This window comes from Vibrio sp. 10N.286.49.B3, from assembly GCF_002873395.1.
Classification (GTDB): domain Bacteria; phylum Pseudomonadota; class Gammaproteobacteria; order Enterobacterales; family Vibrionaceae; genus Vibrio.
The window spans coordinates 35,181-61,580 of the sequence record NZ_MCUV01000016.1; the positions used below are offsets into that span (position 1 = coordinate 35,181).

General features: G+C 41.7%; 26 protein-coding genes and 1 other RNA gene. 10 read left to right on the top strand and 17 right to left on the bottom strand.

The window, feature by feature from the left end; translation table 11 throughout:
• Window positions 1–62: 62 nt before the first annotated feature.
• From lepA to rpoE, 5 genes are all read right to left on the bottom strand, one after another.
• Window positions 63–1,856, bottom strand: coding sequence for a translation elongation factor 4 (lepA, locus tag BCU68_RS07945; protein ID WP_102564250.1), 1,794 nt, complete (start codon window positions 1,854–1,856; stop codon window positions 63–65).
• 132 nt (window positions 1,857–1,988) lie between these two features.
• On the bottom strand, window positions 1,989–2,462 hold the full coding sequence (locus tag BCU68_RS07950) for a SoxR reducing system RseC family protein (protein WP_102564251.1): 474 nt from the start codon (window positions 2,460–2,462) through the stop codon (window positions 1,989–1,991).
• Window positions 2,459–3,460, bottom strand: coding sequence for a sigma-E factor regulatory protein RseB (rseB, locus tag BCU68_RS07955; protein WP_102564252.1), 1,002 nt, complete (start codon window positions 3,458–3,460; stop codon window positions 2,459–2,461). The genes BCU68_RS07950 and rseB overlap by 4 nt, the downstream gene beginning before the upstream one ends.
• The gene (locus BCU68_RS07960) at window positions 3,457–4,116 is read right to left on the bottom strand and encodes an RseA family anti-sigma factor (RefSeq protein ID WP_198591702.1); all 660 of its coding nucleotides are present in this window, start codon (window positions 4,114–4,116) and stop codon (window positions 3,457–3,459) included. Before BCU68_RS07960 ends, rseB begins: the two co-directional genes overlap by 4 nt.
• Window positions 4,117–4,129: 13 nt before the next feature.
• Window positions 4,130–4,708, bottom strand: a complete 579-nt coding sequence (rpoE, locus tag BCU68_RS07965; RefSeq protein WP_102564254.1) for an RNA polymerase sigma factor RpoE — start codon at window positions 4,706–4,708, stop codon at window positions 4,130–4,132.
• A gap of 388 nt (window positions 4,709–5,096) precedes the next feature.
• On the opposite strand from rpoE, the gene nadB reads away from it, so the two are divergent.
• A complete protein-coding gene (gene nadB, locus BCU68_RS07970) occupies window positions 5,097–6,731 on the top strand; it encodes an L-aspartate oxidase (protein WP_102564255.1) in 1,635 nt (544 codons plus the stop codon).
• 142 nt (window positions 6,732–6,873) lie between these two features.
• Here nadB and BCU68_RS07975 read toward each other — a convergent pair whose 3' ends face one another.
• From BCU68_RS07975 to BCU68_RS07985, 3 genes are read right to left on the bottom strand one after another with little or no spacing between them, the layout of a single operon-like run.
• The gene (locus BCU68_RS07975; protein WP_102564256.1) at window positions 6,874–7,719 is read right to left on the bottom strand and encodes a DmsC/YnfH family molybdoenzyme membrane anchor subunit; all 846 of its coding nucleotides are present in this window, start codon (window positions 7,717–7,719) and stop codon (window positions 6,874–6,876) included.
• A gap of 1 nt (window position 7,720) precedes the next feature.
• The gene (locus tag BCU68_RS07980) at window positions 7,721–8,341 is read right to left on the bottom strand and encodes a DMSO/selenate family reductase complex B subunit (RefSeq protein ID WP_102564257.1); all 621 of its coding nucleotides are present in this window, start codon (window positions 8,339–8,341) and stop codon (window positions 7,721–7,723) included.
• A gap of 11 nt (window positions 8,342–8,352) precedes the next feature.
• Window positions 8,353–10,797, bottom strand: a complete 2,445-nt coding sequence (locus BCU68_RS07985) for a DmsA/YnfE/YnfF family dimethyl sulfoxide reductase (RefSeq protein WP_102564258.1) — start codon at window positions 10,795–10,797, stop codon at window positions 8,353–8,355.
• Between the two features lie 195 nt (window positions 10,798–10,992).
• Here BCU68_RS07985 and BCU68_RS07990 point away from each other — a divergent pair, with 195 nt between their 5' ends.
• Both BCU68_RS07990 and napF read left to right on the top strand, forming a co-directional pair.
• Window positions 10,993–11,562 carry a molecular chaperone TorD family protein gene (locus BCU68_RS07990; RefSeq protein ID WP_102564259.1) on the top strand — a complete coding sequence of 190 codons (570 nt, stop codon included), beginning with the start codon at window positions 10,993–10,995 and terminating at the stop codon, window positions 11,560–11,562.
• Complete coding sequence (gene napF / locus BCU68_RS07995; protein WP_102564260.1) at window positions 11,555–12,067, top strand: ferredoxin-type protein NapF; 513 nt, start codon at window positions 11,555–11,557, stop codon at window positions 12,065–12,067. Before BCU68_RS07990 ends, napF begins: the two co-directional genes overlap by 8 nt.
• Before the next feature lie 41 nt (window positions 12,068–12,108).
• Here napF and BCU68_RS08000 read toward each other — a convergent pair whose 3' ends face one another.
• Window positions 12,109–12,612, bottom strand: a complete 504-nt coding sequence (locus BCU68_RS08000; RefSeq protein WP_347230766.1) for a protein YgfX — start codon at window positions 12,610–12,612, stop codon at window positions 12,109–12,111.
• Window positions 12,503–12,763, bottom strand: a complete 261-nt coding sequence (locus tag BCU68_RS08005; RefSeq protein WP_102564262.1) for a succinate dehydrogenase assembly factor 2 — start codon at window positions 12,761–12,763, stop codon at window positions 12,503–12,505. The genes BCU68_RS08000 and BCU68_RS08005 overlap by 110 nt, the downstream gene beginning before the upstream one ends.
• Window positions 12,764–12,914: 151 nt before the next feature.
• Here BCU68_RS08005 and ygfZ point away from each other — a divergent pair, with 151 nt between their 5' ends.
• Together ygfZ and BCU68_RS08015 are read left to right on the top strand one after the other, a co-directional pair.
• Window positions 12,915–13,886 carry a tRNA-modifying protein YgfZ gene (gene ygfZ, locus BCU68_RS08010; RefSeq protein WP_102564263.1) on the top strand — a complete coding sequence of 324 codons (972 nt, stop codon included), beginning with the start codon at window positions 12,915–12,917 and terminating at the stop codon, window positions 13,884–13,886.
• Between the two features lie 435 nt (window positions 13,887–14,321).
• On the top strand, window positions 14,322–14,528 hold the full coding sequence (locus tag BCU68_RS08015) for a DUF1107 domain-containing protein (protein ID WP_102564264.1): 207 nt from the start codon (window positions 14,322–14,324) through the stop codon (window positions 14,526–14,528).
• An 87-nt stretch (window positions 14,529–14,615) separates the two neighbouring features.
• On the opposite strand, the gene BCU68_RS08020 is transcribed toward BCU68_RS08015, so the two are convergent.
• From BCU68_RS08020 to BCU68_RS08030, 3 genes are read right to left on the bottom strand one after another with little or no spacing between them, the layout of a single operon-like run.
• Window positions 14,616–15,833, bottom strand: a complete 1,218-nt coding sequence (locus tag BCU68_RS08020; protein WP_102564265.1) for an FAD-dependent 2-octaprenylphenol hydroxylase — start codon at window positions 15,831–15,833, stop codon at window positions 14,616–14,618.
• Between the two features lie 18 nt (window positions 15,834–15,851).
• The gene (gene ubiH / locus BCU68_RS08025) at window positions 15,852–17,030 is read right to left on the bottom strand and encodes a 2-octaprenyl-6-methoxyphenyl hydroxylase (protein WP_102564266.1); all 1,179 of its coding nucleotides are present in this window, start codon (window positions 17,028–17,030) and stop codon (window positions 15,852–15,854) included.
• Window positions 17,031–17,057: 27 nt separating this feature from the next.
• Complete coding sequence (locus BCU68_RS08030) at window positions 17,058–17,633, bottom strand: YecA family protein (protein ID WP_102564267.1); 576 nt, start codon at window positions 17,631–17,633, stop codon at window positions 17,058–17,060.
• Window positions 17,634–17,879: 246 nt separating this feature from the next.
• Here BCU68_RS08030 and zapA point away from each other — a divergent pair, with 246 nt between their 5' ends.
• From zapA to serA, 5 genes are all read left to right on the top strand, one after another.
• A complete protein-coding gene (gene zapA / locus BCU68_RS08035; RefSeq protein ID WP_102564268.1) occupies window positions 17,880–18,194 on the top strand; it encodes a cell division protein ZapA in 315 nt (104 codons plus the stop codon).
• A 24-nt stretch (window positions 18,195–18,218) separates the two neighbouring features.
• Window positions 18,219–18,402: non-coding RNA, 6S RNA (gene ssrS / locus BCU68_RS08040), on the top strand.
• A 3-nt stretch (window positions 18,403–18,405) separates the two neighbouring features.
• The gene (locus BCU68_RS08045) at window positions 18,406–19,008 is read left to right on the top strand and encodes a 5-formyltetrahydrofolate cyclo-ligase (RefSeq protein WP_102564278.1); all 603 of its coding nucleotides are present in this window, start codon (window positions 18,406–18,408) and stop codon (window positions 19,006–19,008) included.
• Between the two features lie 107 nt (window positions 19,009–19,115).
• The gene (gene rpiA, locus BCU68_RS08050) at window positions 19,116–19,772 is read left to right on the top strand and encodes a ribose-5-phosphate isomerase RpiA (RefSeq protein ID WP_102564269.1); all 657 of its coding nucleotides are present in this window, start codon (window positions 19,116–19,118) and stop codon (window positions 19,770–19,772) included.
• Between the two features lie 245 nt (window positions 19,773–20,017).
• Window positions 20,018–21,247, top strand: a complete 1,230-nt coding sequence (serA, locus tag BCU68_RS08055) for a phosphoglycerate dehydrogenase (RefSeq protein ID WP_102564270.1) — start codon at window positions 20,018–20,020, stop codon at window positions 21,245–21,247.
• A 73-nt stretch (window positions 21,248–21,320) separates the two neighbouring features.
• Here serA and BCU68_RS08060 read toward each other — a convergent pair whose 3' ends face one another.
• The 4 genes from BCU68_RS08060 to epd all read right to left on the bottom strand — a co-directional run bounded on the left by BCU68_RS08060 (window position 21,321) and on the right by epd (window position 26,085).
• Entirely contained in the window at window positions 21,321–22,190 is an 870-nt protein-coding gene (locus tag BCU68_RS08060) for a mechanosensitive ion channel domain-containing protein (protein ID WP_102564271.1), read from the bottom strand.
• Between the two features lie 324 nt (window positions 22,191–22,514).
• Window positions 22,515–23,591, bottom strand: coding sequence for a class II fructose-bisphosphate aldolase (gene fbaA, locus BCU68_RS08065; protein WP_102564272.1), 1,077 nt, complete (start codon window positions 23,589–23,591; stop codon window positions 22,515–22,517).
• A gap of 136 nt (window positions 23,592–23,727) precedes the next feature.
• Window positions 23,728–24,891, bottom strand: a complete 1,164-nt coding sequence (locus BCU68_RS08070; RefSeq protein WP_102564273.1) for a phosphoglycerate kinase — start codon at window positions 24,889–24,891, stop codon at window positions 23,728–23,730.
• A gap of 135 nt (window positions 24,892–25,026) precedes the next feature.
• Window positions 25,027–26,085: an erythrose-4-phosphate dehydrogenase gene (gene epd, locus BCU68_RS08075; protein ID WP_102564274.1), complete on the bottom strand. Its 1,059-nt coding sequence runs from the start codon at window positions 26,083–26,085 to the stop codon at window positions 25,027–25,029.
• Between the last annotated feature and the right edge of the window lie 315 nt (window positions 26,086–26,400).

The window sequence follows — 26,400 nt, forward strand, 5'->3', positions numbered from 1 at the left end:
AAGTGAAAGAACGATATCCCGTGCTTTCACTTTCTATTATTGCCTACTCAAAAAAGAGAGACTTAATCTTTACCAACATGAAGAATTGCTAAGAATGCTTCTTGAGGCAGTTCTACGTTACCGATCTGCTTCATACGCTTCTTACCTTCTTTCTGCTTCTTCAAGAGCTTTTTCTTACGACTCACATCACCACCGTAACATTTTGCGATTACGTTTTTACGTAGCTGCTTAACGGTTGAACGAGCAATAATATGGTTACCAATCGCGGCTTGAATTGCAATATCAAACATTTGGCGAGGGATAAACTCTTTCATTTTCTCAACTAATTGACGACCACGAGTTTGTGAGTTGTCTTTGTGAGTAATGATAGCTAGTGCATCCACTGTATCACCATTTAGCAATACATCAACACGAACCATGTTTGATACTTCATAACGGTGGAAATTGTAATCTAGCGATGCATAACCGCGAGATGTTGATTTCAAGCGGTCGAAGAAATCTAGAACCACCTCTGCCATTGGAAGATCGTAAGTTAATGCGACTTGGTTACCATGGTAAACCATATCAACTTGAATACCACGCTTCTCAACACACAGAGTAATAACGTTACCTAAGTACTCTGAAGGTACTAAGATATTACAACGTGCCATTGGCTCGCGGATTTCTTGTAGATCATTAATAGCTGGTAGTTTGGCAGGGCTATCTACATATAAAATGCTTTGATCGTTTTTAACCACTTCATACACTACTGTTGGTGCTGTTGTGATCAGATCTAAGTCATATTCACGCTCTAGACGCTCTTGAATGATCTCCATGTGAAGCATTCCTAAGAAGCCACAACGGAAACCAAAGCCAAGTGCTGCTGAACTTTCTGGTTCATAAAATAATGAAGCGTCATTCAGGCTTAACTTACCAAGAGCATCACGGAAGTTTTCATAGTCATCCGATGATACTGGGAATAGACCTGCATAAACTTGTGGCTTCACTTTTTGGAAACCAGGTAGACGCTCTTCACAGCCGCCTTTTGCAAGCGTTAGTGTATCACCAACAGGTGCGCCTAAAATGTCTTTGATACCACAAACAACCCAGCCTACTTCACCCGTATTTAGTACGTCCGTATCAAGCTGTTTAGGTGTAAAGATACCAATGCGGTCAATACCCCATACTTGACCCGTACTCATTACTTTGATCTTGTCGTTCTTTCTTAATACGCCATTTTTAATACGTACTAATGAAACAACGCCCAAGTAGTTATCAAACCAAGAGTCAATGATCAACGCTTGTGTTGGCGCTTCAGGATCACCTTCTGGTGCTGGAATTTGTTTTACGATTGTTTCTAGTACTTCATCTACGCCTAGACCTGTCTTAGCAGAACAGCGCGTAGCTTCCATAGCATCGATACCAACGATCTCTTCAATCTCTTCAGCAACACGCTCAGGATCGGCAGCAGGAAGGTCTATCTTGTTTAGGATAGGCACAACCTCAAGGTCCATTTCAATCGCTGTGTAACAGTTAGCAAGTGTTTGAGCCTCTACACCTTGACCGGCATCAACAACCAATAGCGCACCTTCACAGGCTGCTAGAGAACGAGATACTTCATAAGAAAAGTCAACGTGTCCTGGAGTATCGATAAAGTTAAGCTGGTAAGTTTCACCATCTTTCGCTGTATAATCCAGTGTCACACTCTGCGCTTTGATAGTGATACCACGTTCACGCTCAAGATCCATTGAGTCAAGGACTTGTGAGTCCATTTCACGTTCACTCAAACCACCACAAACTTGGATCAAGCGGTCTGAAAGGGTCGACTTACCGTGGTCGATATGGGCAATAATGGAAAAATTACGAATATGCTTCATAGGCTTGGTGTGACTAAACTCTTTGAAAAAGGGAAATAAGAAAGCCGTACATTGACGGCATTTCAATCAAGTTGGCAGATTCTACCCAATTTTTAGGTAATTCGCACCATAAATTAGGTAATCCAACATCTATCAGCATAACCTCTCATTGCTAAGAATGCGGATAAGGACGACCTGCTGGGCTGATTTTTGCTCTATTGTTTGGGATAATTTTTTAGCTAACCAAACACCGCCACCAGCAAATAGAACGGAAGTAAGAATAACTCCCCCTTCTCCAATGGCAAAAAAAGGGGCTAACCATAGATGCCCAATCATCGCACCGAGCATAAGCATAAAAAGAGGGATAAGGTAAACAATGGCGGCAGATTGGATGATTTGTTTTTCTGGAAAGCCAATTTCAACCACCTGCCCAGCCTCAACTGGTGTTGACGTGGTTAATTGCCAGAATAAAGATTTATTACCAACCGCCTTACTGACTATTCCTGTGCCGCAACTTTTTTGAGAAGCACAACCTTTACAACTGGTTTGCTGCTGACAACTTAGTCCAACGCTATAACCCTGCTCATTCGCTTGGACATCAGTGACAGTTGCTAATGCTGTCATCATTGAGTTTGTACCTTTTTATCTATTTCTGATAAGCGACTATTGACACTCGTCGGTGCTTTTAAGTTGACTGATTCGGCTATACGCAACGCCGTTGCCGGTGGAATATCGCCAACCACAGAGATTTCATGATTACCTCTGATTAGGCTTTGTAACGTGCGGCGACCCTGGCGTACCAATTGACCTTTTAATGAATGCTCATCTTTATCTGCTACATAAACAGAGAAGCTGAATAAACCATCACTAAACATTTGGCTTTCAACGACTTTATCTGTAATTGCCATTCGGTAACGATTTAAATCTTGCGCTTCAAAACCATTCGGTACCCAGCTCACATTCCAGTGCGTTTCTGATAGATTACCTTTTGGCAAAGAAAGCATTTCTGGTAGCTTAACATCGTTTAAACCACTCATCATTTCCGCAATCTTATCATTAACCGTATAGGATATAGCCCGATACTGCTCTAATACCTCACCGTCACGATCAAGTAAATCAGCCCTTAATGGCAGCTTACTTTGCTCATCTACCCACAGTACATACGAATAGCGCAAACCATCTTTAGGCACAATTCTTAGTACTTGCGCAGGGTGACCCGCCTCACGAGCTCGCCCTACTTTAATGTAGTCATAATAAGGATCAAGCTGAGGAATATGGCTATTTAGCATCGGCATAATCGGCGCAACCATATTACCCGATTCAATAGTGAAAGGCGTGACACCGGGTTCAATGTAGCTGACTTCATCACCGCGACGAATAACCTCACGAACCGGACCGCTTAAGTAGATAAGGTGAGCTAATTGCTGCTCAATATTATTGGCATGACGATACAAAAGCGGTTCAATACTGCTTTTTTTAATTAAAATATACGACAGTTCATAATTGAGCTGCTGGCTAGCTTGGTTCATATCAAGCAAAATCGCCTCTGCTGGTTGGTCATCAGCAAAGGCTTTTGTTGTCATAAGGCTCAATAAGGTCAAAGCACTAATTAAGACTTTCTTCATTCAATTACCGACTCTTGGATGTGTTCACTGGCTTCTGTTGGTGAACTATTAAGTCGCAATTGTAACTCATAATCCTGCAGCATCGCATTAACTCTTAGGCGCTGCTCTTGAATATTAGCTGAGTTGTTATCCTTCTCAAATGATTCACGCGTTAAGCTAACAGGCTCAACACTTCCTGAGAATGGAATCGTTTGTAAAACAGGTAATTGTTCGATTTGAGGCTGAGATGGATCATCACCGCCATATTGCTGCACACCTAACACAACGGCTAACGATACACATGCAGCAACAGCGACTTGACCAAATTGAGATATCCAAGCTGGCATTTGTCGTTTTGCTTCTTTAGGTGTCGGTTGTGATTCAGCAACCATCGATTTTTTCGAGTCAGCTGCAGATAGCGAATACACATTAGAAGCATCGCTATTCAAACTGTTGTGCGCAGGCTCATCTTCAAGCATTTGCGCTACGTTATCAGCAATATTCCATTGAATTTCATCCGGAGTATCACCTCGTAAAACATCACCAATAAGATGATAGTCTTGCCACGTTTGTAAACTTTCTTGATCTTGCTCTAACTCAGAAATTAAAGCTTTATCGATCACTTCACCATCCATGAGTGCCGAAAGTTTTTCTTTATCAGCCATTATTTTCACCATATTAATTACTGGTCTAGCGTTGAATTAGAGGCTTGATCCTCTTTTCAACGGCTTCTCGAGCGCGGAAAATACGCGAGCGTACTGTCCCGACTGGGCAATCCATTACATCAGCAATTTCTTCATAGCTTAACCCTTCAAGCTCACGTAAGGTCATTGCTGTTTTTAAATCCTCTGGCAACGCATCTATTGCACTAAAAACAACGTGTTTCAATTCTTTAGACAGCGTTAAGTTCTCAGGGTTCGAAATTTCTTTTAACCCATCACCCATTTCGTAGTATTCCGCATCCTCTGCGTCTACATCACTTGCCGGTGGTCGACGATTTTGAGCTACGATATGATTTTTAGCGGTATTCACAGCGATGCGATATAGCCAAGTATAAAACGCACTTTCCCCACGGAAGGTTGGAAGGGCTCGATACGCTTTAATAAACGCCTCCTGTGCCACATCCTGTACATCTCCAGGGTTATTTACGTAGCGAGAGATCAAGTTACAAACTTTGTTTTGATACTTAATCACTAGTAAATTAAACGCTTGCTTATCCCCACTCTGAACTCGCTCTATCAATACTTGATCTGTCAGCTGCTCGTTCATTCGAGCGTGTACTCCTATTGTTATAAACTCTTATCCCATTAAATATGGATATTTATTATGCAATAATGCAGCATTGACACTACTAATTACAAGAGCATCATTGAGACACTGTTTGATTATAAGAGTTCCATTCATTTTTATTATATTAAGTTTTTATCACTCGTAATGTGAAGCTATCGAAAATAATCACTCCTTTGAATATGCAGGTGGCAAATGCGAAAAGCAACGTCATTTATGAAAGTATTCATTGATAGGCTTAAATTGTGAGGTAATATAGCTAAATAATGCAGTTTGGAATAAGCCTCAGTGACCTCCTCAAGCAAATCGCACTTGGATGTGGCTAGGCAGTAGAGGCAAACTCTACACTAGTTAGGGATTTGGAAAGTTTATGAACGAAAACCGTGAACATCTTTGTGATGTATTAGTCGTCGGCAGTGGTGCTGCTGGTCTATCGCTGGCTCTTAGAGTCGCTGAATTTGGCAATGTGATTGTATTGAGTAAAGGTCCACGCTGTGAAGGCGCAACCTTTTATGCTCAAGGCGGTATTGCTGCTGTCTTTGATGAGGCTGACAGCATTGAGTCACACATCCAAGATACGCAAATTGCCGGTGGCGGTATTTGTGATGTCGATACCGTTAAGTTTATCGCTGAGAATGCTAAAGATTGTGTTCAGTGGCTTATTGATGGCGGCGTGCCTTTTGATCGTGAAGATGACGACACCGATGAAGCGCCACGTTATCACCTGACTCGCGAAGGTGGTCACAGTCATCGTCGTATTCTACACGCCGCTGATGCCACGGGTATGGCGATGCAAAACTCATTGCAAGATAACGTTCATAACCACCCAAACATCCAAGTTTTAGAACGCCATAGTGCCTTAGATTTCATTACTGAAGATAAGATTGGCGGTGCTGAAGATAAAATTGTCGGTGCTTATATTTGGAACCGCAATGAAGAGCGTGTTGAAACGGTTCGAGCAAAGTTTGTTGTACTCGCCACTGGCGGTGCATCTAAAGTTTACCAGTACACTTCAAACCCTGATGTTTCTTCTGGTGATGGTATAGCCATGGCATGGCGTGCCGGTTGTCGTGTGGCTAACCTTGAGTTTAACCAGTTCCATCCTACTTGCTTGTTCCACCCTGAAGCACGTAACTTCTTGCTGACTGAAGCGCTTCGTGGTGAAGGGGCTTTCCTTAAGCGTCCTGATGGCTCGCGCTTTATGCCCGACTTTGACCCTCGCGAAGAACTTGCACCTCGTGATGTCGTCGCTCGTGCCATTGACTTTGAAATGAAGCGTCTTGGTGCTGACTGTATGTATCTTGATATCAGTCATAAAACACCTGAATTCATTGAAAAACACTTCCCAACGATCAATAGCCGCCTTCTAACACTTGGCATTGATATGACGAAGGAAGCGATCCCTATTGTTCCTGCTGCTCACTACACATGTGGTGGCGTTATGGTTGATAAAAGTGGTCAAACGGATATCAGTAATCTTTATGCGATCGGTGAAGTGAGCTACACCGGGCTACATGGTGCAAACCGTATGGCTTCAAACTCTCTGCTCGAGTGTGTGGTTTATGCATGGGGGGCAGCAAAAGATATTATCGCCAACATAGATAAAGAAGTCATTCCACCCGCTTTACCGCTTTGGGATGAAAGTATGGTAACCAACTCAGATGAAGAGGTTATTATCCAGCATAACTGGCATGAACTACGTCTATTTATGTGGGATTACATGGGAATTGTACGTACCGACAAGCGTCTTGAAAGAGCACTACGCCGCATCCAATTACTGCAACAAGAAACGCATGAGTATTACAGTACGTTTAGAGTATCAAACAATTTACTTGAACTGCGAAACTTACTGCAAGTTGCTGAACTAATGGTTCGCTGTGCGATGGAAAGAAAAGAGAGTCGAGGCTTACACTATACCCTTGATTACCCAGAACTGGCTGAAGATAGTGGACCAACAATATTAATACCAAAGCAGATGTCGGCAACAAAAAAATCCGATGATTAATGCTGGTTAAGTCAGTTATAAAAAAGCCACTTCAACAACTTTCTTTCTAGTTGAAAGCATATGAGAAGTGGCTTTTTTTCGTCAAATGAACTGTTATTTACAACGATTTTTATTACTAATAATCAGTATGACTGAGGTTCAATTACAAGCCTATCGTCATATGTAGTGAGTAAAACAGACCACGACCAATCAACTCTGAGGCTAAGACAAGCACCAAAGCGACCGTTAGATTTACAGGGTTAAGTGTCGATTTATTTATCATTGGTAATAGCCAAATCAATAAACCCGACATAAGCAAAGCGACTTGCATGCCAAGATAGCAGCCTAAACCATCCACTAAATCTACAGCTTTCACTATCGATGTTTCAATACCACCAATAAATGCCGCTTTACCTATGGTCACAACTAAACTAATGGTGATAGCAACCACAGCCAGCATCGCAATATTACGATCAACGGTGAATCGACTATCGTTAGCGGCAACAATGACCAGTTGCGATAACAATAAACCACCAACTACTAACGTCATGATAAAGCTCAATGGTGTATAAATCGTATTCCAGGTTGGAACCGTATCAATCATGTAGACTTGAACCATCGAATACATGAAAACAATACCCAGCACCATTGCCGCAAACATTAACCCCTTCTGCAGGATTAAGCCGCCTTTTTTGACCACCGACAATAACCACTGCAAACCACCAACAGCAAAGAAAGCCGCACCAAAAAACACCTCGTTTGATAACCACGCGGTGCCAAATTGATTAAAAGCGTTCAGTGCGCGCAGTGGCGAACCAAGGTGCATAGTTGAACAAAGAAAACCAAGCCCCATCAGTGCCCATAAAAAAAACATCGGCACTTTATAGCTATGTATCTTTTCTTCATCGTGTTCCATGACTAACGCTCGAGCGCTAACGAATAGATAGCCACCGACAGCAGTTTGAGCAAACACAGTAAAAAAGATTAAAGACCACTCATGAAAAATCATCTTACACCTCCTTTGGATTTGCTAAGAAGCCAGTCGTATCACCCGTTGGCTTCGAGTTTTTATTTAACTTAATAACAATATTTGGCAAAGTAGCACTTGATGATGGTAACGGAGCAACATCGGCTGTCGCCCCGTACTTCTCACGTAATGTATTAATTTCACCAAACTCCAACGCTCGTAATGGGCAAGAGTCTACGCACATTGGCTGTTTACCTTCAGCAACACGCTCATAACACCCGTCACACTTCGTCATATGACCATTTTTCTTATCAAATTGTGGTGCGCCATATGGGCAAGCATTACTACAATGCTGACAACCGATACACACCTCTTCATTGACAACGACTAAGCCATCTTCTTTACGTTTATGCATCGCTCCTGATGGACACACTTTGACGCACGCTGGCTTAGAGCAGTGGTTACATGCAATTGATAGATAATATGAAAAAACATCATTTTGCACCCATGTATCACCATCTTGAACAAAACCACCACCAGCATATTCATAGACACGGCGATAGTTACGCTTAATATCTAAGTCTCGATAATCTTTACAAGCAAGTTGGCACGTTTTACAACCTGTGCATTTACTTGAATCAATGTAAAAGCCGTATTGCTTCATTCCAACCTACCTTATGCTTTCTTAACTGCTTTAATTTGAACAAGATTCGTATGTTGAGGGTTACCCTTCGCCAATGGACTTGGGCGCTGAGTTGTCAAAACATTGATCGAACCGGCATGATCCACTTTTTGCCCATCTGGCGAATACCAGGCACCTTCACCTAATGCAACCACTCGCGGCAGAATACGTGGTGTCACTTTCGCTGAGATGCGCACTTCACCGCGATCATTAAAGATACTCACCATATCGCCATTTTCGATACCACGCTCTTGGGCATCGATAGGGTTAATCCATAACTCTTGGCGAGCTGCTGCTTTGATTTCAGCAACATTACCGTAGGTTGAGTGGCAACGAGCTTTAAAGTGAAAGCCAGTGAGTTGAAGTGGGTATTTTTCCGCTAAAGGATCGTTATGACCTTCAAACGAATCAACATAGATTGGTAATGGGTGAATGACCTCATCCGCTTTCAACTGCCAAGTATTTGCAATATCAGCCAGTTGTTCAGAATAGATCTCAATTTTACCACTTGGTGTATTGAGTGGATTTGCTTCTGGGTCATTGCGGAAATCTTCATAGGCGATGTAGTGATGATCGTATTGGCGCTTGTAAATACCAATCTCTTTCATCTCTTCAAACGTTGGCAGAGATGGATCATTCTTGCGAGTTTCTGCATATAGGTGCTCAACCCACTCTTCCTGAGTTCGACCTTCCGTGAACGCTTCTTCAACCCCCATACGTTTGGCAAGCTGAGTACACATTTCATAAATACTCTTAGCTTCAAACTGAGGCTCAATCGCTTTTTGCGCATAGATAAAGTAAGGCGCATTGGCAGCTTTACCATCCATACACCAATCGTCCTGCTCTGAGGTAGTAAGATCTGGCAGGATAATATCAGCATATTTAGCCGATGAAGTCATATGGTTATCGATCACCACAATCATCTCACACGCTTTATCATCTTGAAGAATATCGTGTGTGCGGTTGATGTCTGAGTGCTGGTTAATCAGGCAGTTACCCGCATAGTTCCAAATCATTTTGATCGGGTTATTAAGACGCTCAACACCGCGTACACCATCGGTAATATCCGTCATTTCATCATGGCGATAAATCGCATCAGTCCACATAAACATGGAAATTGACGCTTTAATTGGGTTTGGTACTTGTGGGAAACGAACAAATGGAATGTTAATGTCACTTTCACGTGCGCCAGTAGAGCCACCTGATACACCCACAGAGCCGGTAAGTAATGACAGCATCGCAATGGAACGACAAGCTAACTCGCCATTTGCTGTGCGCTGTAAACCCCAACCTTGGTGGATAGCACAAGGTTTATTGGTTCCCATTTCACGAGCCAATTTAACGATAGTATCAACGGGAATGCCGGTAATCTTGGCAGCCCACTGCGGCGTTTTCTCGATACCATCTTTATCATGACCTAGGATATAAGACTTATAATCACTATTTTTCGGTGCTGATGCAGGAAGGGTTTTCTCATCATAACCTACGCAGTATTTATCCAGGAACGGCTGATCAACAAGATCTTCGGTGATCATGACATAAGCTAAACCAGCAACCAGCGCGGCATCAGTAGAAGGGCGAATTGGGATCCATTGATCTTCTCGACCACCAGCCGTATCGGTATAGCGAGGGTCGATAATTATCGTTTTGGCATTAGAACGATTCTTACTCTCAACATAGTGATGAATTAAACCACCACCCGACATACGCGTTTCTGCAGGGTTATTACCGAATTGGATATTAAGCTTAGTATTTTCTAGATCTGAAAATGAGTTGTTGTTTGCCCAACCACCGTAGGTATAGCTCAAACCTTTAGCAATTTGTGCTGTCGAGTAGTCACCATAATGATTTAAGTAACCGCCCGATAGGTTCATCAAACGAGCAAGTAAGGTGGTTGCCGGTGGCCATGAACGTGTCACTGTGCCACCTAAAGTGCCGGTACCATAATTAAGATAAATAGAGTCATTACCGTAATCTTTGATCAAGCGTTGCATGGTTCCAGCCAGTTCATCGTACGCTTCTTCCCAACTAATGCGCTTAAACTTGCCCTCGCCACGTTGACCAATACGCTTCATTGGGTACTTTAAACGATCTGGGTTATACACACGACGACGCATAGAACGACCACGTAAACAAGCACGTACTTGAGTGTTTTTACCGTACTCATCAATACCGGTGTTATCGGTTTCAACGTATTTAATTTCACCATCTTGAACATGCATTCGCAATGGGCAACGAGAGCCACAGTTTACTGTACATGCACTCCATACCACTTTTTCATCCGACGGAGAAGCCTCTGCTGCTGATGCTGGTTTGGATGTAAATGGAAGCGTGATTCCACTCGCAATAGCTGCAGCGCCACCCACTGCCGATGAAGCCTTAATAAAGCCACGGCGGGTAACGTTCATTATTCCTGACTTGCTGGTACTTTTTGTCATTATAAGATGCCTTTTTATAACCATTGCTACCACTTTATAGTTATATGGATGAATGACATCTACACTTCGTCGTTCTATTGATAGAAATCAAATTCAGGTTAAAAATAATTTTATCAGTTATATTTACATATTTATTTGCTCTAACTGTGTGGTATATAAACAGGCTCACTTTGATATTTAAACATTGGATTAAGAATGATTATCGATACGGTTAAAATACTCGGTTCATTATTTTACAACAAACATAAGAAAGATGAGTTACAAGCATTAACCCTTGCTTTAATCGATATTAATGCCCTAAGTGAATACTGCATAAAAAGCCTTTATTTACAAACAGATGAATTAATAGAATCCAGTTTCTTAACTCTATTTGAAGGTGATGGTCAGATGCCAGCTCCACCTTGGGGTTCGGTATATTTAGATAAAGAAAAGGTCATCTTTGGCACTTCTACAATTGAATACCGACTTTTTTTATCTCAACATGATATTGAGTTAGATACTGGACTGAGAGAGCCTGAAGATCAATTTGGATTAATGTTATTTGCATACGCTCAACTACTGTCAGAAAATAAACAAAGCGCAGCCAAAGACTTAATGGAATATCATTTTCTTCCTTGGGGGATTGTATACCTTGAAAGATTACATACTCAAACTGACAACCTCTACTTCCAAGCGCTTGCACATGATGTAAAAATCTGGCTATTACAACTAGCGAAAAACCAGCAATATACAATTCAACCACGCAAAATTCACAGCCATGAGTGAGATCGTTGATCCGCAGCGTCGAGGTTTTTTAACTCGCTTCTCAAAGCCTGTCTCTGCTATTCGTCAGGCTCCAGAAGTGACGCCAAGAGAACAGCCTCGACCTCCTTGCGCTGTCGATGAAGCTCTTTTTACGCGCTTATGCGATGGATGTGGTCTTTGTCAATCTGCCTGCCCTAATGGTGTCATCGAAATCCAAGATGGGCTGGCAAAAATTAACCTCGACTACAATGAATGCAGTCTATGTAAACAATGTGTTGTCGCCTGCAACGCCGATGCTTTGCATGACTCTATCAACATCGCGATTGACCTACAGCCCACATTTTCTCAAGCCTGTAATAACTATCTACAAATCGAATGCAATCAATGCCAACAGCTGTGCCCACAAGCGGCAATTTTAGTGGAAGAGGATGAATTACCTAGTCTAGATAAAGCCAAGTGTACGGGTTGCGGTCAGTGCTGCAGTCACTGCTATATCGGGGTTATTACCATGCAGTTTGTGCCATAGATTCAATTTAGCCCGAGCATAACAACTCATCGTCTACACCTCTATTTACTTGCCTTATGCTGCCTTAACACGACCAGTAGGTGCCGATACTCTTGCTCACTACAACTGTCTCTCCAAATAATAAAACGTTGTTTGTTCTCACATTGAATGACAACTGCCCAACGATAAAAAGCAAGAAACAGTGAATGTATGCGATAACGCTGCTGTTGATACTCAAGCCATTGCTGGGTTTTAAATGTCACTTTTCCATGCAAAGGTTCAGCAAAAAATACCGCTTCTAGTGGTAGTTTATCGACGATTAGCCACTGAGATAAAAGCAATAGCAATAAAATAGATGGCAGGAGTGGGATCGATGACAAGGTGATAGCCCATAGACTGAAGATAAGCGTAACCACGCTGAGCCTATGGGATAGTATCGATTGATGTAAATTAAGGTTAGCGTACCTTACTAAGGTTGTGTGCAACGATTTTATCCACAATAGATGCATGCCCAAGGTTGTCACTACGACCGTGCCCCATGACCCAAGTAAATAAATCAGGATCATCACACTCTAGCAACGAAACAAAGTCACGCTGTTCGTTTTCTTGCAGCCTATCAAAGCATTCATCAAAAAATGGCATGATGACCACATCCAACTCTAGCATTCCTCGACGACAACCCCATTTGATTCGTGCTCTTTGCTCTGTACTATACATAGGTGCCCCTCACCATAGACTTATCTTACTTGCAGTGTAACAAGCCTCGTCATATTCAACTACTATCGTTGTCACACTCCTATTCAAGCTGGCAAAAAAAAATAATAGGATTAACATATCAATAATACCCATTGAACTAGGTAATAAAAATATGGATTGGCACAAAGACTTTACACCGCTTTCTCTTGCTCAACACGATAAACTACCCGCTCTCGTTATTAGCCATTTAACAGACTGGGGTATTATCACACTTGTTGGTGATGACAAAAAATCTTACCTACAAGGTCAAGTCACCTGTGATGTCGTAGCACTAAAGCCCGATCAATCAACACTTGGTGCTCACTGTGATGCAAAAGGAAAAGTATGGAGCATCTTCCGACTATTTAACCACAACCAAGGTTATGCGCTCCTACAGCCTAAGTCTGCTATCGATATTGAATTGAATGAAATTAAAAAATACGCTGTTTTCTCAAAAGTAGATATCGCTCAAGGTGATGAGACTGTTTTAGGTCTTATCGGCAGTGATGCTGAGCAATTTATCGATTCGTTAAGCCCTGAGCGTGGTGACGTAAGAGTGATTGATGGTGGAACCGCTGTAAAAGTCTCACCACTTCGCTGGGCGTTAATTTTAACCCCTGCTGCAGCAAAGTCGCTGGTTACAACAATCACAGCAACCAAAGCCACTGAATCTGTTTGGCACTATTTAGATATCCTTGATGCCCTACCAAACGTAACCAGTGATGAGCAAAATGAACACATCCCTCAAGCGCTAAACCTACAAGCTTTAGGTGGCATTAGCTTTAATAAGGGCTGCTACACCGGTCAAGAAACGGTTGCTCGAGCAAAATACCGCGGCACAAACAAAAGACAACTATGCATTGTCACTGGTGATACTCAACAGCCACTTGTTATGGGCGAGGAAGTTCAACTAGAACGTTCTGTTGGAGAAAACTGGCGCAGCACGGGTAAGCTAATGAATCACTTCCAATTTAGTGATCAGCGAGCCATTGGTCTTATTGTTCTTCCTAACACGCTAGAAAATGACACCGAGTTACGCTTAACGGCACAGCCAGAAACTCGTTGGACAATCATGCCGTTGCCTTACACATTAGATGCAGAATAACAATTAATTATCTTGATTTATCAGTCATTAAAAAAGCATAAATACTCAAGAGTAATTTTTTAGTCTATACTTTCTATATGTATATAAAACTTCCCCCTAGACAGTTCACTGTCTGCAAGACTATTCGCCCACTTGATTGTGGGCATTTTTTTGCCTGATTTTTACACAAAAAATACACAAGATGACAGCGAACCTACTATTCTAGACATCATAATGCACGGCTTGAACAATAAAGCAGCGATTCAGCTTTTTAAATTGTCGTGATTATGGGGTGATGCTCACACATAAAAATCAATTTACTAATTAAAGTGCAAACTCCAGCACAAATCGCCAACAAAAGAACACTCCAGTGCATTTAACTCTAATAGTGTCACACTAATTTCATCAAAAATTTCTTATAATTTGCAGCGCTAGGTAATAATAAGGACAACCAAAATGAGACTATTTAAACGCTATACTCCAGGGATGATAGCAAAACACACTAGCCGTCTTTTTAAAGGTAGAATCTACATTTATGGCGTGGGAAAATTTGAGTTCGATCATGGCAAGCTAATTCTTCCAGAACGCGCTGAAAAACGTCACTTTAAAACGGTCAATGAAATCAACCAAGAAGTAATGAGACTACGTTGTGCTTATGCATAATGAGTTGAGGCGATTAGATCTCAAATAAAAAATAAACATGGCTTAAAAAATAAAAAGGGTTGGCATTTATGCCAGCCCTTTCGCTTATCAGTGAACCGTTTTTTTTGCTAGATCCGGTAAGTTACCTTTTAAACCCAGTGCCCGTTTCATGATTTCATCTTTTGCCCCAGGTAGCTGACCAACCAGTTTCATACCCAATCCACGTATCAGTTTTTTGGCAGGATTTTGACCTTCGAATAGATCTTTAAAGCCTTGCATTGAAGCTATCATTTTCGCGGCTTCTGCTTTTCTCCAACGCTCATAACTACGTAAATTTCGTCGAGTTCCAATATCTTCACCTCGCTTCCACAACTTAAGTAACTCTTGCGCTAAACTCGCGGCATCAAGCAAACCTAAATTTACCCCTTGTCCTGCAAGAGGGTGAATAGTATGCGCAGCATCACCAACCAGTGCGACTCTATCTAATACAAAATCTCGTGCATAACGCATCTTTAAAGGGAAAGCGAAACGTTCACCAACGACTTCACACAGCCCAAGCTTGGCATCAAACTCTGTAGTCAGTGCTTTATTGAAACTACTGTTATCGATTGATATTAACTGCTGCGCTCGACCTGGGTCCGTTGACCAAACTATTGAACTCATGTGCTCATTAGACATAGGTAAGAAAGCTAATGGACCTTGAGGGGTAAAAACCTGCCTTGCTACAGACTCGTGAGGAAACTCTGTTTTAATATTTGCAACGATCGCACTATGCCCGTAATCCCAATGCGTTAAAGGAATCGCTTGCTGCTGGCGAACCCAAGAGTTAGCACCATCAGCACCCACCACTAATTTTGCGGTTAAGGCTTGCCCATTATCGAGTGTTAACCACGCTTCCTGCTCCCCGATAGCAAGGGAGCTGCACATTGCTGGCATATATAACGTAACATTATCCTGCTGCTTCACTTGATCAAGTAAAGCTAACTGAATAACACGATTTTCAATAATATGACCTAAATTAGGCTGAGCCAGGTTGTTCGCTTTAAACTCAATACGAGCAAAGCTGTCTCGCTCCCATACTTCCATAGCTTGGTATGGAGCACTACGACGAGAAGTAATTCCTTCCCATACCCCTAAATTACGTAGAATAATTTCACTGGAACGACTTAAAGCAGAGACACGAACGTCAGGTAAAGCCTGTAGCTCTACCTCCGGCATTGTTCCTTCAACAACAGCAATGCGTAAATGGCTATCTTTTAAAGCGGCTGCTAAAGCTAGCCCAACCATTCCACCACCTACAATTGCAATATCCACACTCTGCATCATGATCTATCTTCTAACCTATTATCGTTTAACTAAGCCTAATGTACGGCGTAGTAAAGGGGATTTAATTAACGCAAAATTATCCATTGCGATTAACCCTAAATTTCGACCTATTTGCAGTGCTGGTAGACGATTAGAGAACAGATGCACTAATTGAGATGTGAGTGCTATTGTTTCCGTTCGATCTTGCTGTCGACGTTGACTAAAGCGCATTAGATTTGCATATTCCCCAGCATCATGCGGTGATTTAACAATCTCTGCAGCCAAAGAGGCTACATCTCGAATACCTAAATTAAACCCCTGACCAGCTATAGGGTGTAAAGCTTGCGCAGCATTGCCAACCACAGCAAATCGGTGAGAGATATTTTGTTTTCTATAACGTAAAACTAAAGGGTAACTTGCTCGCTCCCCCACCTTAGTAAAGGCACCTAAACGCCAGCCAAATTCTTGCTGTAAACGAGCGATAAATTGATCATCATTTAAGTTAACAATGCCTTCTGCATCACTTACTGAAGTACACCAAACTAAAGAAAGGCGCTGATCACTCATCGGCAATAAAGCAATCGGACCATGATGGGTAAAGCGTTCAAATGCTCGACCTTGATGACTCTCATTGGTTGTCACATTAGCAATAATTGCGACTTGCTCAAAGTCATGCGCTGTTGCATCTAAACCAAGTTGCTGACAACACGTTGAATTGGCGCCATCTGCAGAAACAAGTAACTTACCTTGTAATGCTTTTCCACTTGATAAGCGAACAACGACATTATCTTGCGTGCGCGTTACCTCTGCTACTGACTCGGGACACAACAAATCAATTTGTTTTATTGATTGAATTTTCGTTTGGTATATTTGACCAATATCAGCTAATTCAACCACATAACCAAGTGCTGAGCCCCCTTCATCTTCAGCGTTAATATTGACCATCCCCATATGAGAACGGTCTGAAACATGAATGTTATTAATCGCTGTCGCAACAGGCGCTATCGCTTGCCATAAACCAAGATTTTGTAAAATTAGTACCGTACTATAAGATAAAGCAATCGAGCGAGAGTCAAAACCAGGATGAGAAAGACTCTCCATTTGATATGACTCAACAATGGCAATAGAAAGCGACTCATTACTTAACTTATGCAAAGCTAAAGCAAGCGTTGAGCCGGCCATCGCTCCACCAACAATGACTACATCATATTGGTTCATATTTTATCTCATCGTATTAAGCATAGACTAATGAACCGTTGTTGACGGCGCTGGCTCTGGTCTCACACCGAACTCAGCATGTACTGTTAATACGCAAGCTTTAATATGTTCGATCACTTGCTCTAACAATTGAGCTTGCTCATTAAGGTCATCATCTTCATCAATACCTAACTTTGCCATCTCTTCTAAATCAGCAAGCGCTTCTTTCACATCTTCTGAAGCAGAGTTGAGTTTTGCCCCAACGAGACCAAGACCTGAAATAAAATGATTTACCCACTCTGAAACACCATCAGCAATGTCAAATAAGCTAGCACTCGCCTCTTCATCTGGCAGTAGCAAAGATAGCTCCATATCTGAACCAGTGATTTCACTGATCGTTGCTGTCAATGTTGTCTCGGCAAGTTGTAACGCTCGATCTGGCCAACCCATTCCTTCGTTGGTGTAATCAAAAATCAATGGCTGCCAGCTTTTATCGCTTAAGCTCAAACCGCCACTTAACATTCCTGTTAATAAACCATGCATTTCTGCTGGTGTTACCGCCAAGCTTGAAGACTGTAGCTCAGTTGCCGTCGTTAAGTAATCAGGTAAGGTTATTTCGCTCATGAATGGACTCACTCGAATCTAGTTATGTAAGCAACAATCCTATCATTTCACCCTTAATGCGCAAATGCTGATCTCATCAATTATGCACAGCATTTGCTCAAATTGTTGAATTACTGTGTTGTTAGCCAATGATTTAAACATTGAGTTAGCGAAAGACTTGAATCTTGTCACTGCTTTACCTATAGTTTCCCCCTCGATGGTTGCAGTGAAGCCCATCTTAGGTAGCGCGTAAAGAGTTCATTCATCATGAGTAATCAAGCGGTAGACGTAGAAATTTTAGGAAAGCTAACTCGAGTTAACTGTCCCAGTGGGCAGGAAGACGCTTTAGTTCAAGCTGCACAAGATCTTGATAATCGCTTGAAAGAGATGGCTGAACGTACTAAGGTCACCAATGAAGTCAAGCTATTGACTATTGCAGCGCTTAATATATGTTATGAGTTACAAACTCAGCAGCATAGTGCTGATGACCAAAACAAGTTACTGGCTGAGCGAATGGAAAAGCTCACCGCATCTCTTGAAGGTGCACTCAAAAATGTACCGCAAGGACAGCTAACTCGTTAATCGATATATCGATAACGATCTAAATTTACCCTGGAGTGTTTGTCAGAGGATTTAAGTCCCCGAGCCGATAAGCAATCCCTAAGGGTTAGTACTTGAGTGCTATTGAGCATGCTCGGCTAGTATCGAGAAGCCTACGGTAATCATTACTGATCCGCCTTGAACTACTGGTTCAAGGGCCATCTATTCTCAACGGCACTTTGGGGTAATCTCTATGATCACACGATCACGTTCAGACTATCGTAAACTCATTCGCGCTCAGCGACATGCTCTTTCCGTCTCACAACAAAATCATGCTAGCCAGCAGTTATTGCAGCAATGCCTTTCTCTCGATTTATTCAAACAAGCTCAACATATTGCACTCTACCTACCGTCCGATGGTGAAATCGATACACATGCACTAATCACTGCATTGTGGCAACAACAAAAACAGGTCTACCTACCGGTATTGCATCCCTTATCACCGGGTCATCTGCTCTTTCTTCACTACTTACCATCAACGCCAATGGTAACGAATAAATACGGTATTTCTGAGCCTAAACTCGACCAACGTTTAATCAAACCAAGTTCACAACTCGACTTGATCGTTACCCCACTGGTCGCATTTGATCAAAACGGCCAACGCCTCGGTATGGGAGGAGGCTATTATGATCGAACGCTTGAAGCATGGTTTCAGACTGGTAAGGGGGCTCAACCTTTAGGTATTGCTCATGACTGTCAACAAGTGGACCTGCTCCCCTCAGAGCACTGGGACATCCCACTACCAACTATTATTACGCCTTCTCATGTTTGGCAGTGGTCTAGACAAAATAAATGATCATATTTTCACGTCATCCCCTGCCTCTAACTCACTTTTAAGTATATAATCCTGCTCATCGCGCAAACGATATCGCATCCATAAAAATGAACACTCAGGAGATGAGCATGACTCAAGATGAAATGAAAAAAGCAGCAGGTTGGGCAGCACTACAGTATGTTGAACCAGGCAGCATTGTCGGTGTAGGCACAGGCTCAACTGTTAATCACTTCATCGATGCTCTAGGGACGATGAAAGGGGAAATTAAAGGCGCAGTATCAAGCTCTGTCGCTTCAACAGAGCGCTTAGAAGCCCTTGAGATCCCGGTTTTTGAATGTAACGATGTCTTTTCTTTAGATGTCTACGTTGATGGCGCTGATGAAATCGATGCAAGCCGTGCAATGATCAAAGGCGGTGGCGCTGCATTAACTCGTGAAAAAATTGTTGCTGCTATTTCAGATAAATTTATCTGTATCGTTGATGGTACAAAAGCCGTTGACGTTCTAGGTCGCTTCCCTCTGCCAGTGGAAGTTATCCCGATGGCGCGTTCATATGTTGCACGTCAACTGCTAAAGCTTGGTGGTGACCCTGTTTACCGTGAAGGTGTCGTTACTGATAATGGCAACATCATCATCGATGTGCATGGATTAAGCATTACCAACCCAAAACAGCTTGAAGACGATATAAATGCACTTGCAGGCGTGGTTACCGTTGGTCTATTTGCTCATCGTGGTGCTGACGTGATCATTACTGGTACACCTGAAGGGGCAAAAATCGAAGAATAACGGCTAGATATTGTTATTTGATTACAAACGGCACTTAAGAGTGCCGTTTTTTTATTTTTTGCATATAAAATTATTCCTTATTCCTTAATTTTCTTACCCAAATGATTTTTTTTTTGTTACTTTATTAAGCAGAAGACGCACAGGGATAACGTTTGCTTCTATACAGAATAGTGATAGATAAATCATCAAATCGCTTTACTGTATGTGCGCCGCATTTTCCCCTTCCCATTTTAAGGACGATAATAATGGCTAAAGTATCACTGGAAAAAGATAAGATTAAGATCCTCTTGCTTGAGGGACTCCACCCTTCATCTGTAGAAGTATTCCAATCAGCAGGTTACACCAACATAGAATACCATAAAGGGTCGTTAGGGGAAGAAGAGCTTTTAGAAGCTGTTAAAGATGCCCATTTTATCGGGATACGCTCTCGCACCAATATTAGTCAAGAAGTCGTTGATGCTGCAGAAAAATTAGTTGCTGTGGGTTGTTTCTGTATCGGTACAAACCAAGTTAATCTTGAAGCAACCGCTAAACGTGGTATTCCTGTATTTAATGCGCCTTTCTCTAATACTCGTAGTGTTGCCGAGCTAGTTCTAGGGCAAGTTTTACTCCTATTGCGTGGTATTCCTGAAAAGAACGCTCTAGCTCACCGTGGCATTTGGAAAAAAAGTGCAGATAATTCATACGAAGCTCGTGGCAAGCGTTTAGGTATTATTGGCTACGGTCATATCGGTACTCAGTTAGGTATTATTGCTGAAAACCTAGGCATGCGTGTTTATTTCTATGATATTGAAAATAAACTGTCATTAGGTAACGCAACTCAAGTTCATACAATGAGTGAGTTACTCAATAAATGTGATGTCATCTCTCTGCACGTACCTGAAACGGACGGCACTAAAAACATGATGGGCAAGGAAGAGTTTGCACGCATGAAGCCAGGCTCAATATTTATCAATGCCGCTCGTGGTACTGTTGTTGATATACCTGCACTTTGCGAAGCACTTGAGTCAGGACATTTAGGTGGCGCTGCGGTCGATGTATTCCCAACAGAGCCTGCAACCAATGCTCAACCTTTTGAGTCCCCATTAATGAAGTTTGATAATGTAATTTTGACGCCTCATGTGGGTGGATCAACTCAAGAAGCACAAGAGAACATTGGTATCGAAGTTGCTGGTAAAATGGCGAAATATTCTGACAATGGCTCAACACTATCTAGCGTAAACTTCCCTGAGGTTTCACTACCGCTACATACTGGTACTTCTCGCTTATTGCATATTCACGAAAACCGCCCTGGTATTTTAACGCAAATTAACACTATCTTTGCCGATGAAGGTATCAACATTGCGGGTCAATACCTACAAACAAATCCCAATATTGGTTATGTGGTGATTGATATTCAAGCAAGCCGCTCAGAAGAAGCATTATCAAAACTAAAAGAGGTTGAAGGCACTATTCGCGCTCGTCTTCTTCACTAAACCTTAGAATTTAGTCACACAATAAAAAAAGGGGATCTCAATGAGATCCCCTTCTGCATTTCGAGTGCTTAATTTAGTCTTCTTGCTTATTCAAATGCACATCCATTTGAGGGAATGGGATTTCAATACCTTCAGCGTCTAGCGCTTCTTTTATCTCTTGTAGTGAAGAAAAATACACATCCCAGTACTCTGCCGTTTTAACCCATGGACGAACCACAAAGTTCACTGAAGAGTCCGCAAGCGCAACCACACCAATGGTTGGTGCGGGAGTGGTTAGAATACGCGAATCTTCTGCTAAAACGCGAGTAATCACTTCTTTGGTCTTTTTAAGATCGGCTTTGTAAGAAACCCCAATGACATGATCAATACGGCGAGTAGCATGGCGAGAGTAGTTTGTGATCGGTGAACCAATAACGCCACCATTTGGTACCACGACCATTTTGTTATCAGGCGTTGTTAATACGGTTTGGAAAATTTGAATTGATTCAACAGAACCGGCTACACCACCAACTTCCACATAGTCACCCGACTTAAATGGGCGAAATGCAACAATAAGTACGCCTGCAGCAAAGTTAGATAGAGAACCTTGCAACGCTAAACCTATGGCTAAACCCGCGGCACCAATAACAGCGACAACAGATGCAGTTTGTACCCCTATTCGACCAAGCGCCGCAATAAGGACAATAACAAATAATGTATAACGAACTAGCGCATGAATAAATTCAATAACCGCTTTGTCCATTTCTTTTTTTTCTAAAATCTTAGCGACACTACCAGCAATGGTTTTAACGATAAGATTACCAATGAATAAAATCAAAATAGCCGAAATAATATTCACGCCATATTGAATTAAAAGTTCCGAGTTATTATTTAGCCACTGTTGAACACTAGAAAGCGTCTCTACAATTGGGTCTTCCACTACACTCGACAAGTCATTTGCCATGTTTACATCCTTAAAATAAATAGATTATGTTTAAACAATTACTACTTCTTTTTTTAAGCAATAATAATCCCTGTTAGCGACTGAACATCACGCCAGTTTTAACGCCAAATCTCCATTTTTAGCCGACCATACTCAGCGATACCAATGTAACAATAGGTAAATATTGGTATTTAAATATGTTCTATCTAAAAGATAACGCAATTTAATGAAAAGTGGGGATTTTTTAAGGAAATGTTTGTCTTTTTCTTGTTTATACGAAAAAGCCCACTCAAATGAGTGGGCTTGATAAAACATGACGAATAAACGCCAATGAATTAGTCTAAATTATAGTACGTCGATTGCGTTAAGGTCAGCAAATGCTTTCTCAAGACGAGCAACCATAGACGATTGACCAGCACGTAGCCATACGCGTGGATCGTAGTGCTTCTTGTTAGGAGCAGCTTCGCCAGTTGGGTTACCAATTTGACCTTGTAGGAAGTCAAAGTTCTCAGCAGAATAAGTACGGATACCATCCCAAGTTGCCCACTGTGTATCAGTATCGATGTTCATTTTGATAACACCGTAGCCGATAGACTCTTGGATTTCAGCTTCAGAAGAACCAGAACCACCGTGGAATACGAAGTTTAGAGCGTTAGGTGCAATACCAAACTTCTCTGCACAGTATGCTTGAGAGTCACGTAGGATAGTTGGAGTTAGTACAACGTTACCTGCTTGGTAAACACCGTGTACGTTACCGAAAGATGCAGCAATAGTGAAACGTGGGCTAATAGCGCTTAGTTTCTCGTATGCGTATGCAACATCTTCTGGAGAAGTGTAAAGCTCTGATGCGTCCATATCAGTGTTATCAACACCGTCTTCTTCACCACCAGTACAACCAAGTTCGATCTCGATTGTCATGTTCATTTTAGCCATGCGCTCTAAGTACTTAGCACATGTTTCGATGTTCTCTTCTAGAGACTCTTCAGAAAGATCAAGCATGTGAGAAGAGAATAGAGGCTTACCAGTTTCTGCAAAGAACTCTTCGCCAGCGTCTAGTAGACCGTCGATCCATGGAAGAAGTTTCTTAGCAGCGTGGTCAGTATGTAGAATAACTGGAACACCGTAAGAAGCAGCAACTGCATGTACGTATTTAGCACCAGCGACAGCACCAAGAATTTGTGCACCTTGACCTTCAAGTTTAACGCCTTTACCAGCGAAGAAACCAGCACCACCGTTAGAGAACTGAACAACAACTGGCGCTTTAACTTTTGAAGCAGCTTCTAATACACCGTTGATAGAGTCAGTGTTTACAACGTTTACTGCTGGAAGAGCAAATTTGTTCTCTTTAGCTACTTCAAATACTTTCTGTACGTCATCGCCAGAAATTACACCAGGTTTTACAAAATCGAAGATCTTAGACATGATACTAGTCCTATATATTCTTTCGTTTTAAAATTAAAACGTTACAGTTTGAAAGTTTACAATCGTTTGCTTTCGACACTAACTAGTGTATCAAACAAACAAAAAAGCGGGAAATAATCATTCCCGCTTAAAAAAATTATGCTTTAGCACGCTCTTCAAGCATTGCTACTGCTGGTAATACTTTACCTTCTACAAACTCAAGGAAAGCACCGCCACCCGTTGAGATGTAAGAAACATCAGCCTTGATACCGAACTTGTCGATAGCTGCTAGAGTATCGCCGCCACCAGCTACAGAGAAACCTGCTGATTCTGCGATTGCTTTAGAAATGCCAGCTGTACCTGCTTCGAAGTTCTTAAATTCGAATACGCCTACAGGGCCGTTCCAAAGGATTGTTTTTGCGTTACCGATGATTTCAGCAAGAGCCGCTGTTGAATCTGGACCAAGGTCAAAAATCATATCGTCATCTTGAACTTCAGAAACGTGCTTGATTTCAGCTTCAGCGTTTTCATCAAATGCTTTTGCACATGCAACATCAGTCGCAACTGGAATTGCACACTCTTTCATTAGCTTCTTAGCTGTCTCAACAAGGTCTGCTTCGTATAGAGACTTACCTACGTTGTGACCTTCTGCTGCGATAAATGTGTTAGCAATACCACCACCAACAACAAGTTGGTCAGCAATTTTAGATAGCGATTCAAGAACGGTCAGTTTAGTCGAAACTTTAGAACCACCAACGATAGCAACTAATGGACGAGCAGGATTATCCATCGCTTTACCTAGTGCTTCAAGCTCAGCAGCAAGAAGAGGACCAGCACATGCAACAGGAGCGTAAGTACCAACACCGTGAGTTGACGCTTGTGCACGGTGAGCTGTACCAAATGCATCCATTACGAAGATGTCACATAGTGCAGCGTACTGCTTAGAAAGAGCTTCTTCGTTTTTCTTTTCGCCTTTGTTAAAGCGAACGTTTTCAAGAACAACTAATTCACCAGCATTTAATTCAAGACCATTTACGTAATCTTTTGCTAGCTTAACGTCACAATCAAGAGCGTCGTTTAGGTAGTTAACAACAGGAGCTAGAGAGAACTCTTCGTTGTACTCACCTTCAGTTGGACGGCCTAAGTGAGAAGTAACCATTACTTTTGCGCCAGCTTCTAGGCACAGTTTGATTGTTGGTAGCGATGCTAGAATACGAGCATCTGAAGTTACTTTACCGTCTTTTACTGGTACGTTTAGGTCAGCACGGATAAAAACGCGTTTACCTGCAAGATCCAGGTCAGTCATCTTGATTACAGACATGATTAGTCCTCTCAATTAAAAATAAAAAAGTTGAAAGCTCGGCATCGTGCCAAACCTATAAATTCTTCAATTAGCTCTTTTATGGGGATAATGCATAATTATTTCAATAAGCAAAATAAAGATTTCCCCACTTCATCACATTTTTTCGTCTTTTATAGACAAAAATAACGACTTTGATGATTGCATTGCTAGTGCAGTATCGAGCATTCTATTCGCAAATCCCCATTCGTTATCGCACCATACAAGCATCTTAACTAGGTGCCCATTGCTCACTCTTGTTTGCGAACCATCAACAATGGCGCTATGAGGATCGTGATTAAAATCGATAGAAACTAGCGGCGCTTCAGTATAATCAACTATATTGTGTAATGTACACTGAGAAGCCTTAATAATGGTTTGATTTACGTCATTAACTTTCACATTTGTACTAATAGTGACGCTTAAATCCATTGCAGTCACGTTTACTGTCGGAACTCTTACAGAAATGGCTTCAAATTTGTTAGAAAATTTCGGGAAAATACGTTCGATACCTAAATGTAGTTTAGTATCGACTGGAATTATAGATTGGCTTGCAGCACGAGTTCTGCGCAAGTCGGTATGGTAAGCATCGATAACGGGTTGGTCATTCATCGCTGAGTGAATAGTGGTTATCGTACCTGAATCGATACCAAAAGCATCATCTAAGACTTTTATGATAGGGACAATACAGTTTGTCGTACACGAACCGCTAGAGACAATATGGTGTTCATCTTTAAGCGTCTCGTGATTAACCCCATAGATAATCGTATTATCAAGGTCATTACTGCCAGGATGAGAAAATAATACCTTGTTAGCCCCTGCTGCAATATGCGCTAAACCATCGGCTTTAGAGCCATACACACCAGTGCAATCCAATACGATATCAACCTCCAGATCTCGCCATGGAAGCAGATTAATTTCGGCTAAGTGTAAGATGGCAACAGTATCAAATTCACTGTTATTGTGATGCACATAGAGATGGCTTTGATCATGTGTGATTTTCTTTCCAAACCGACCATGACTCGTATCGTACTGTAATAAATGTGCCATTGCTTCTGGTTGAGCAAGTTCATTCACCGCAACCACTTGGATATGTTGGTTTTTTCCACTTTCGTAAATAGCACGAAGCACATTTCGACCAATTCGGCCAAATCCATTAATTGCAACTCTAAGCATGAAGTCCATCGCTCTAGATTAAATATTAGCTATGGATAGTAATACTGATTGTTGGCTGGATCTAATTTTTCTTCATTTGAGTGATTAAGTCGTCATGCAAATAGAGCGAGTGCCGATGTGAATGATAAAAAAAACCGAGGCTTTAAAATGTGCCATTACGATGACAAACATTTTAAAAACTCTCGGTTTTTTTACATTACTTTCCTCAAATGAGTAAAGTAATTAAAAGATTAAGCGAGTAATTCTTTTGCTGTATTTACTACATTCTCAGTAGTAAAACCAAACATTTTGAACAACTCACCAGCCGGTGCTGAT

Excerpts from the sequence above, each read along its gene's own strand:
- lepA (WP_102564250.1), bottom strand. The coding sequence starts at position 1,856 with ATGAAGCATATTCGTAATTTTTCCATTATTGCCCATATCGACCACGGT.
- BCU68_RS07950 (WP_102564251.1), bottom strand. The coding sequence starts at position 2,462 with ATGATGACAGCATTAGCAACTGTCACTGATGTCCAAGCGAATGAGCAG.
- rseB (WP_102564252.1), bottom strand. The coding sequence starts at position 3,460 with ATGAAGAAAGTCTTAATTAGTGCTTTGACCTTATTGAGCCTTATGACA.
- BCU68_RS07960 (WP_198591702.1), bottom strand. The coding sequence starts at position 4,116 with ATGGTGAAAATAATGGCTGATAAAGAAAAACTTTCGGCACTCATGGAT.
- rpoE (WP_102564254.1), bottom strand. The coding sequence starts at position 4,708 with ATGAACGAGCAGCTGACAGATCAAGTATTGATAGAGCGAGTTCAGAGT.
- nadB (WP_102564255.1), top strand. The coding sequence starts at position 5,097 with ATGAACGAAAACCGTGAACATCTTTGTGATGTATTAGTCGTCGGCAGT.
- BCU68_RS07975 (WP_102564256.1), bottom strand. The coding sequence starts at position 7,719 with ATGATTTTTCATGAGTGGTCTTTAATCTTTTTTACTGTGTTTGCTCAA.
- BCU68_RS07980 (WP_102564257.1), bottom strand. The coding sequence starts at position 8,341 with ATGAAGCAATACGGCTTTTACATTGATTCAAGTAAATGCACAGGTTGT.
- BCU68_RS07985 (WP_102564258.1), bottom strand. The coding sequence starts at position 10,797 with ATGACAAAAAGTACCAGCAAGTCAGGAATAATGAACGTTACCCGCCGT.
- BCU68_RS07990 (WP_102564259.1), top strand. The coding sequence starts at position 10,993 with ATGATTATCGATACGGTTAAAATACTCGGTTCATTATTTTACAACAAA.
- napF (WP_102564260.1), top strand. The coding sequence starts at position 11,555 with ATGAGTGAGATCGTTGATCCGCAGCGTCGAGGTTTTTTAACTCGCTTC.
- BCU68_RS08000 (WP_347230766.1), bottom strand. The coding sequence starts at position 12,612 with ATGATCCTGATTTATTTACTTGGGTCATGGGGCACGGTCGTAGTGACA.
- BCU68_RS08005 (WP_102564262.1), bottom strand. The coding sequence starts at position 12,763 with ATGTATAGTACAGAGCAAAGAGCACGAATCAAATGGGGTTGTCGTCGA.
- ygfZ (WP_102564263.1), top strand. The coding sequence starts at position 12,915 with ATGGATTGGCACAAAGACTTTACACCGCTTTCTCTTGCTCAACACGAT.
- BCU68_RS08015 (WP_102564264.1), top strand. The coding sequence starts at position 14,322 with ATGAGACTATTTAAACGCTATACTCCAGGGATGATAGCAAAACACACT.
- BCU68_RS08020 (WP_102564265.1), bottom strand. The coding sequence starts at position 15,833 with ATGATGCAGAGTGTGGATATTGCAATTGTAGGTGGTGGAATGGTTGGG.
- ubiH (WP_102564266.1), bottom strand. The coding sequence starts at position 17,030 with ATGAACCAATATGATGTAGTCATTGTTGGTGGAGCGATGGCCGGCTCA.
- BCU68_RS08030 (WP_102564267.1), bottom strand. The coding sequence starts at position 17,633 with ATGAGCGAAATAACCTTACCTGATTACTTAACGACGGCAACTGAGCTA.
- zapA (WP_102564268.1), top strand. The coding sequence starts at position 17,880 with ATGAGTAATCAAGCGGTAGACGTAGAAATTTTAGGAAAGCTAACTCGA.
- BCU68_RS08045 (WP_102564278.1), top strand. The coding sequence starts at position 18,406 with ATGATCACACGATCACGTTCAGACTATCGTAAACTCATTCGCGCTCAG.
- rpiA (WP_102564269.1), top strand. The coding sequence starts at position 19,116 with ATGACTCAAGATGAAATGAAAAAAGCAGCAGGTTGGGCAGCACTACAG.
- serA (WP_102564270.1), top strand. The coding sequence starts at position 20,018 with ATGGCTAAAGTATCACTGGAAAAAGATAAGATTAAGATCCTCTTGCTT.
- BCU68_RS08060 (WP_102564271.1), bottom strand. The coding sequence starts at position 22,190 with ATGGCAAATGACTTGTCGAGTGTAGTGGAAGACCCAATTGTAGAGACG.
- fbaA (WP_102564272.1), bottom strand. The coding sequence starts at position 23,591 with ATGTCTAAGATCTTCGATTTTGTAAAACCTGGTGTAATTTCTGGCGAT.
- BCU68_RS08070 (WP_102564273.1), bottom strand. The coding sequence starts at position 24,891 with ATGTCTGTAATCAAGATGACTGACCTGGATCTTGCAGGTAAACGCGTT.
- epd (WP_102564274.1), bottom strand. The coding sequence starts at position 26,085 with ATGCTTAGAGTTGCAATTAATGGATTTGGCCGAATTGGTCGAAATGTG.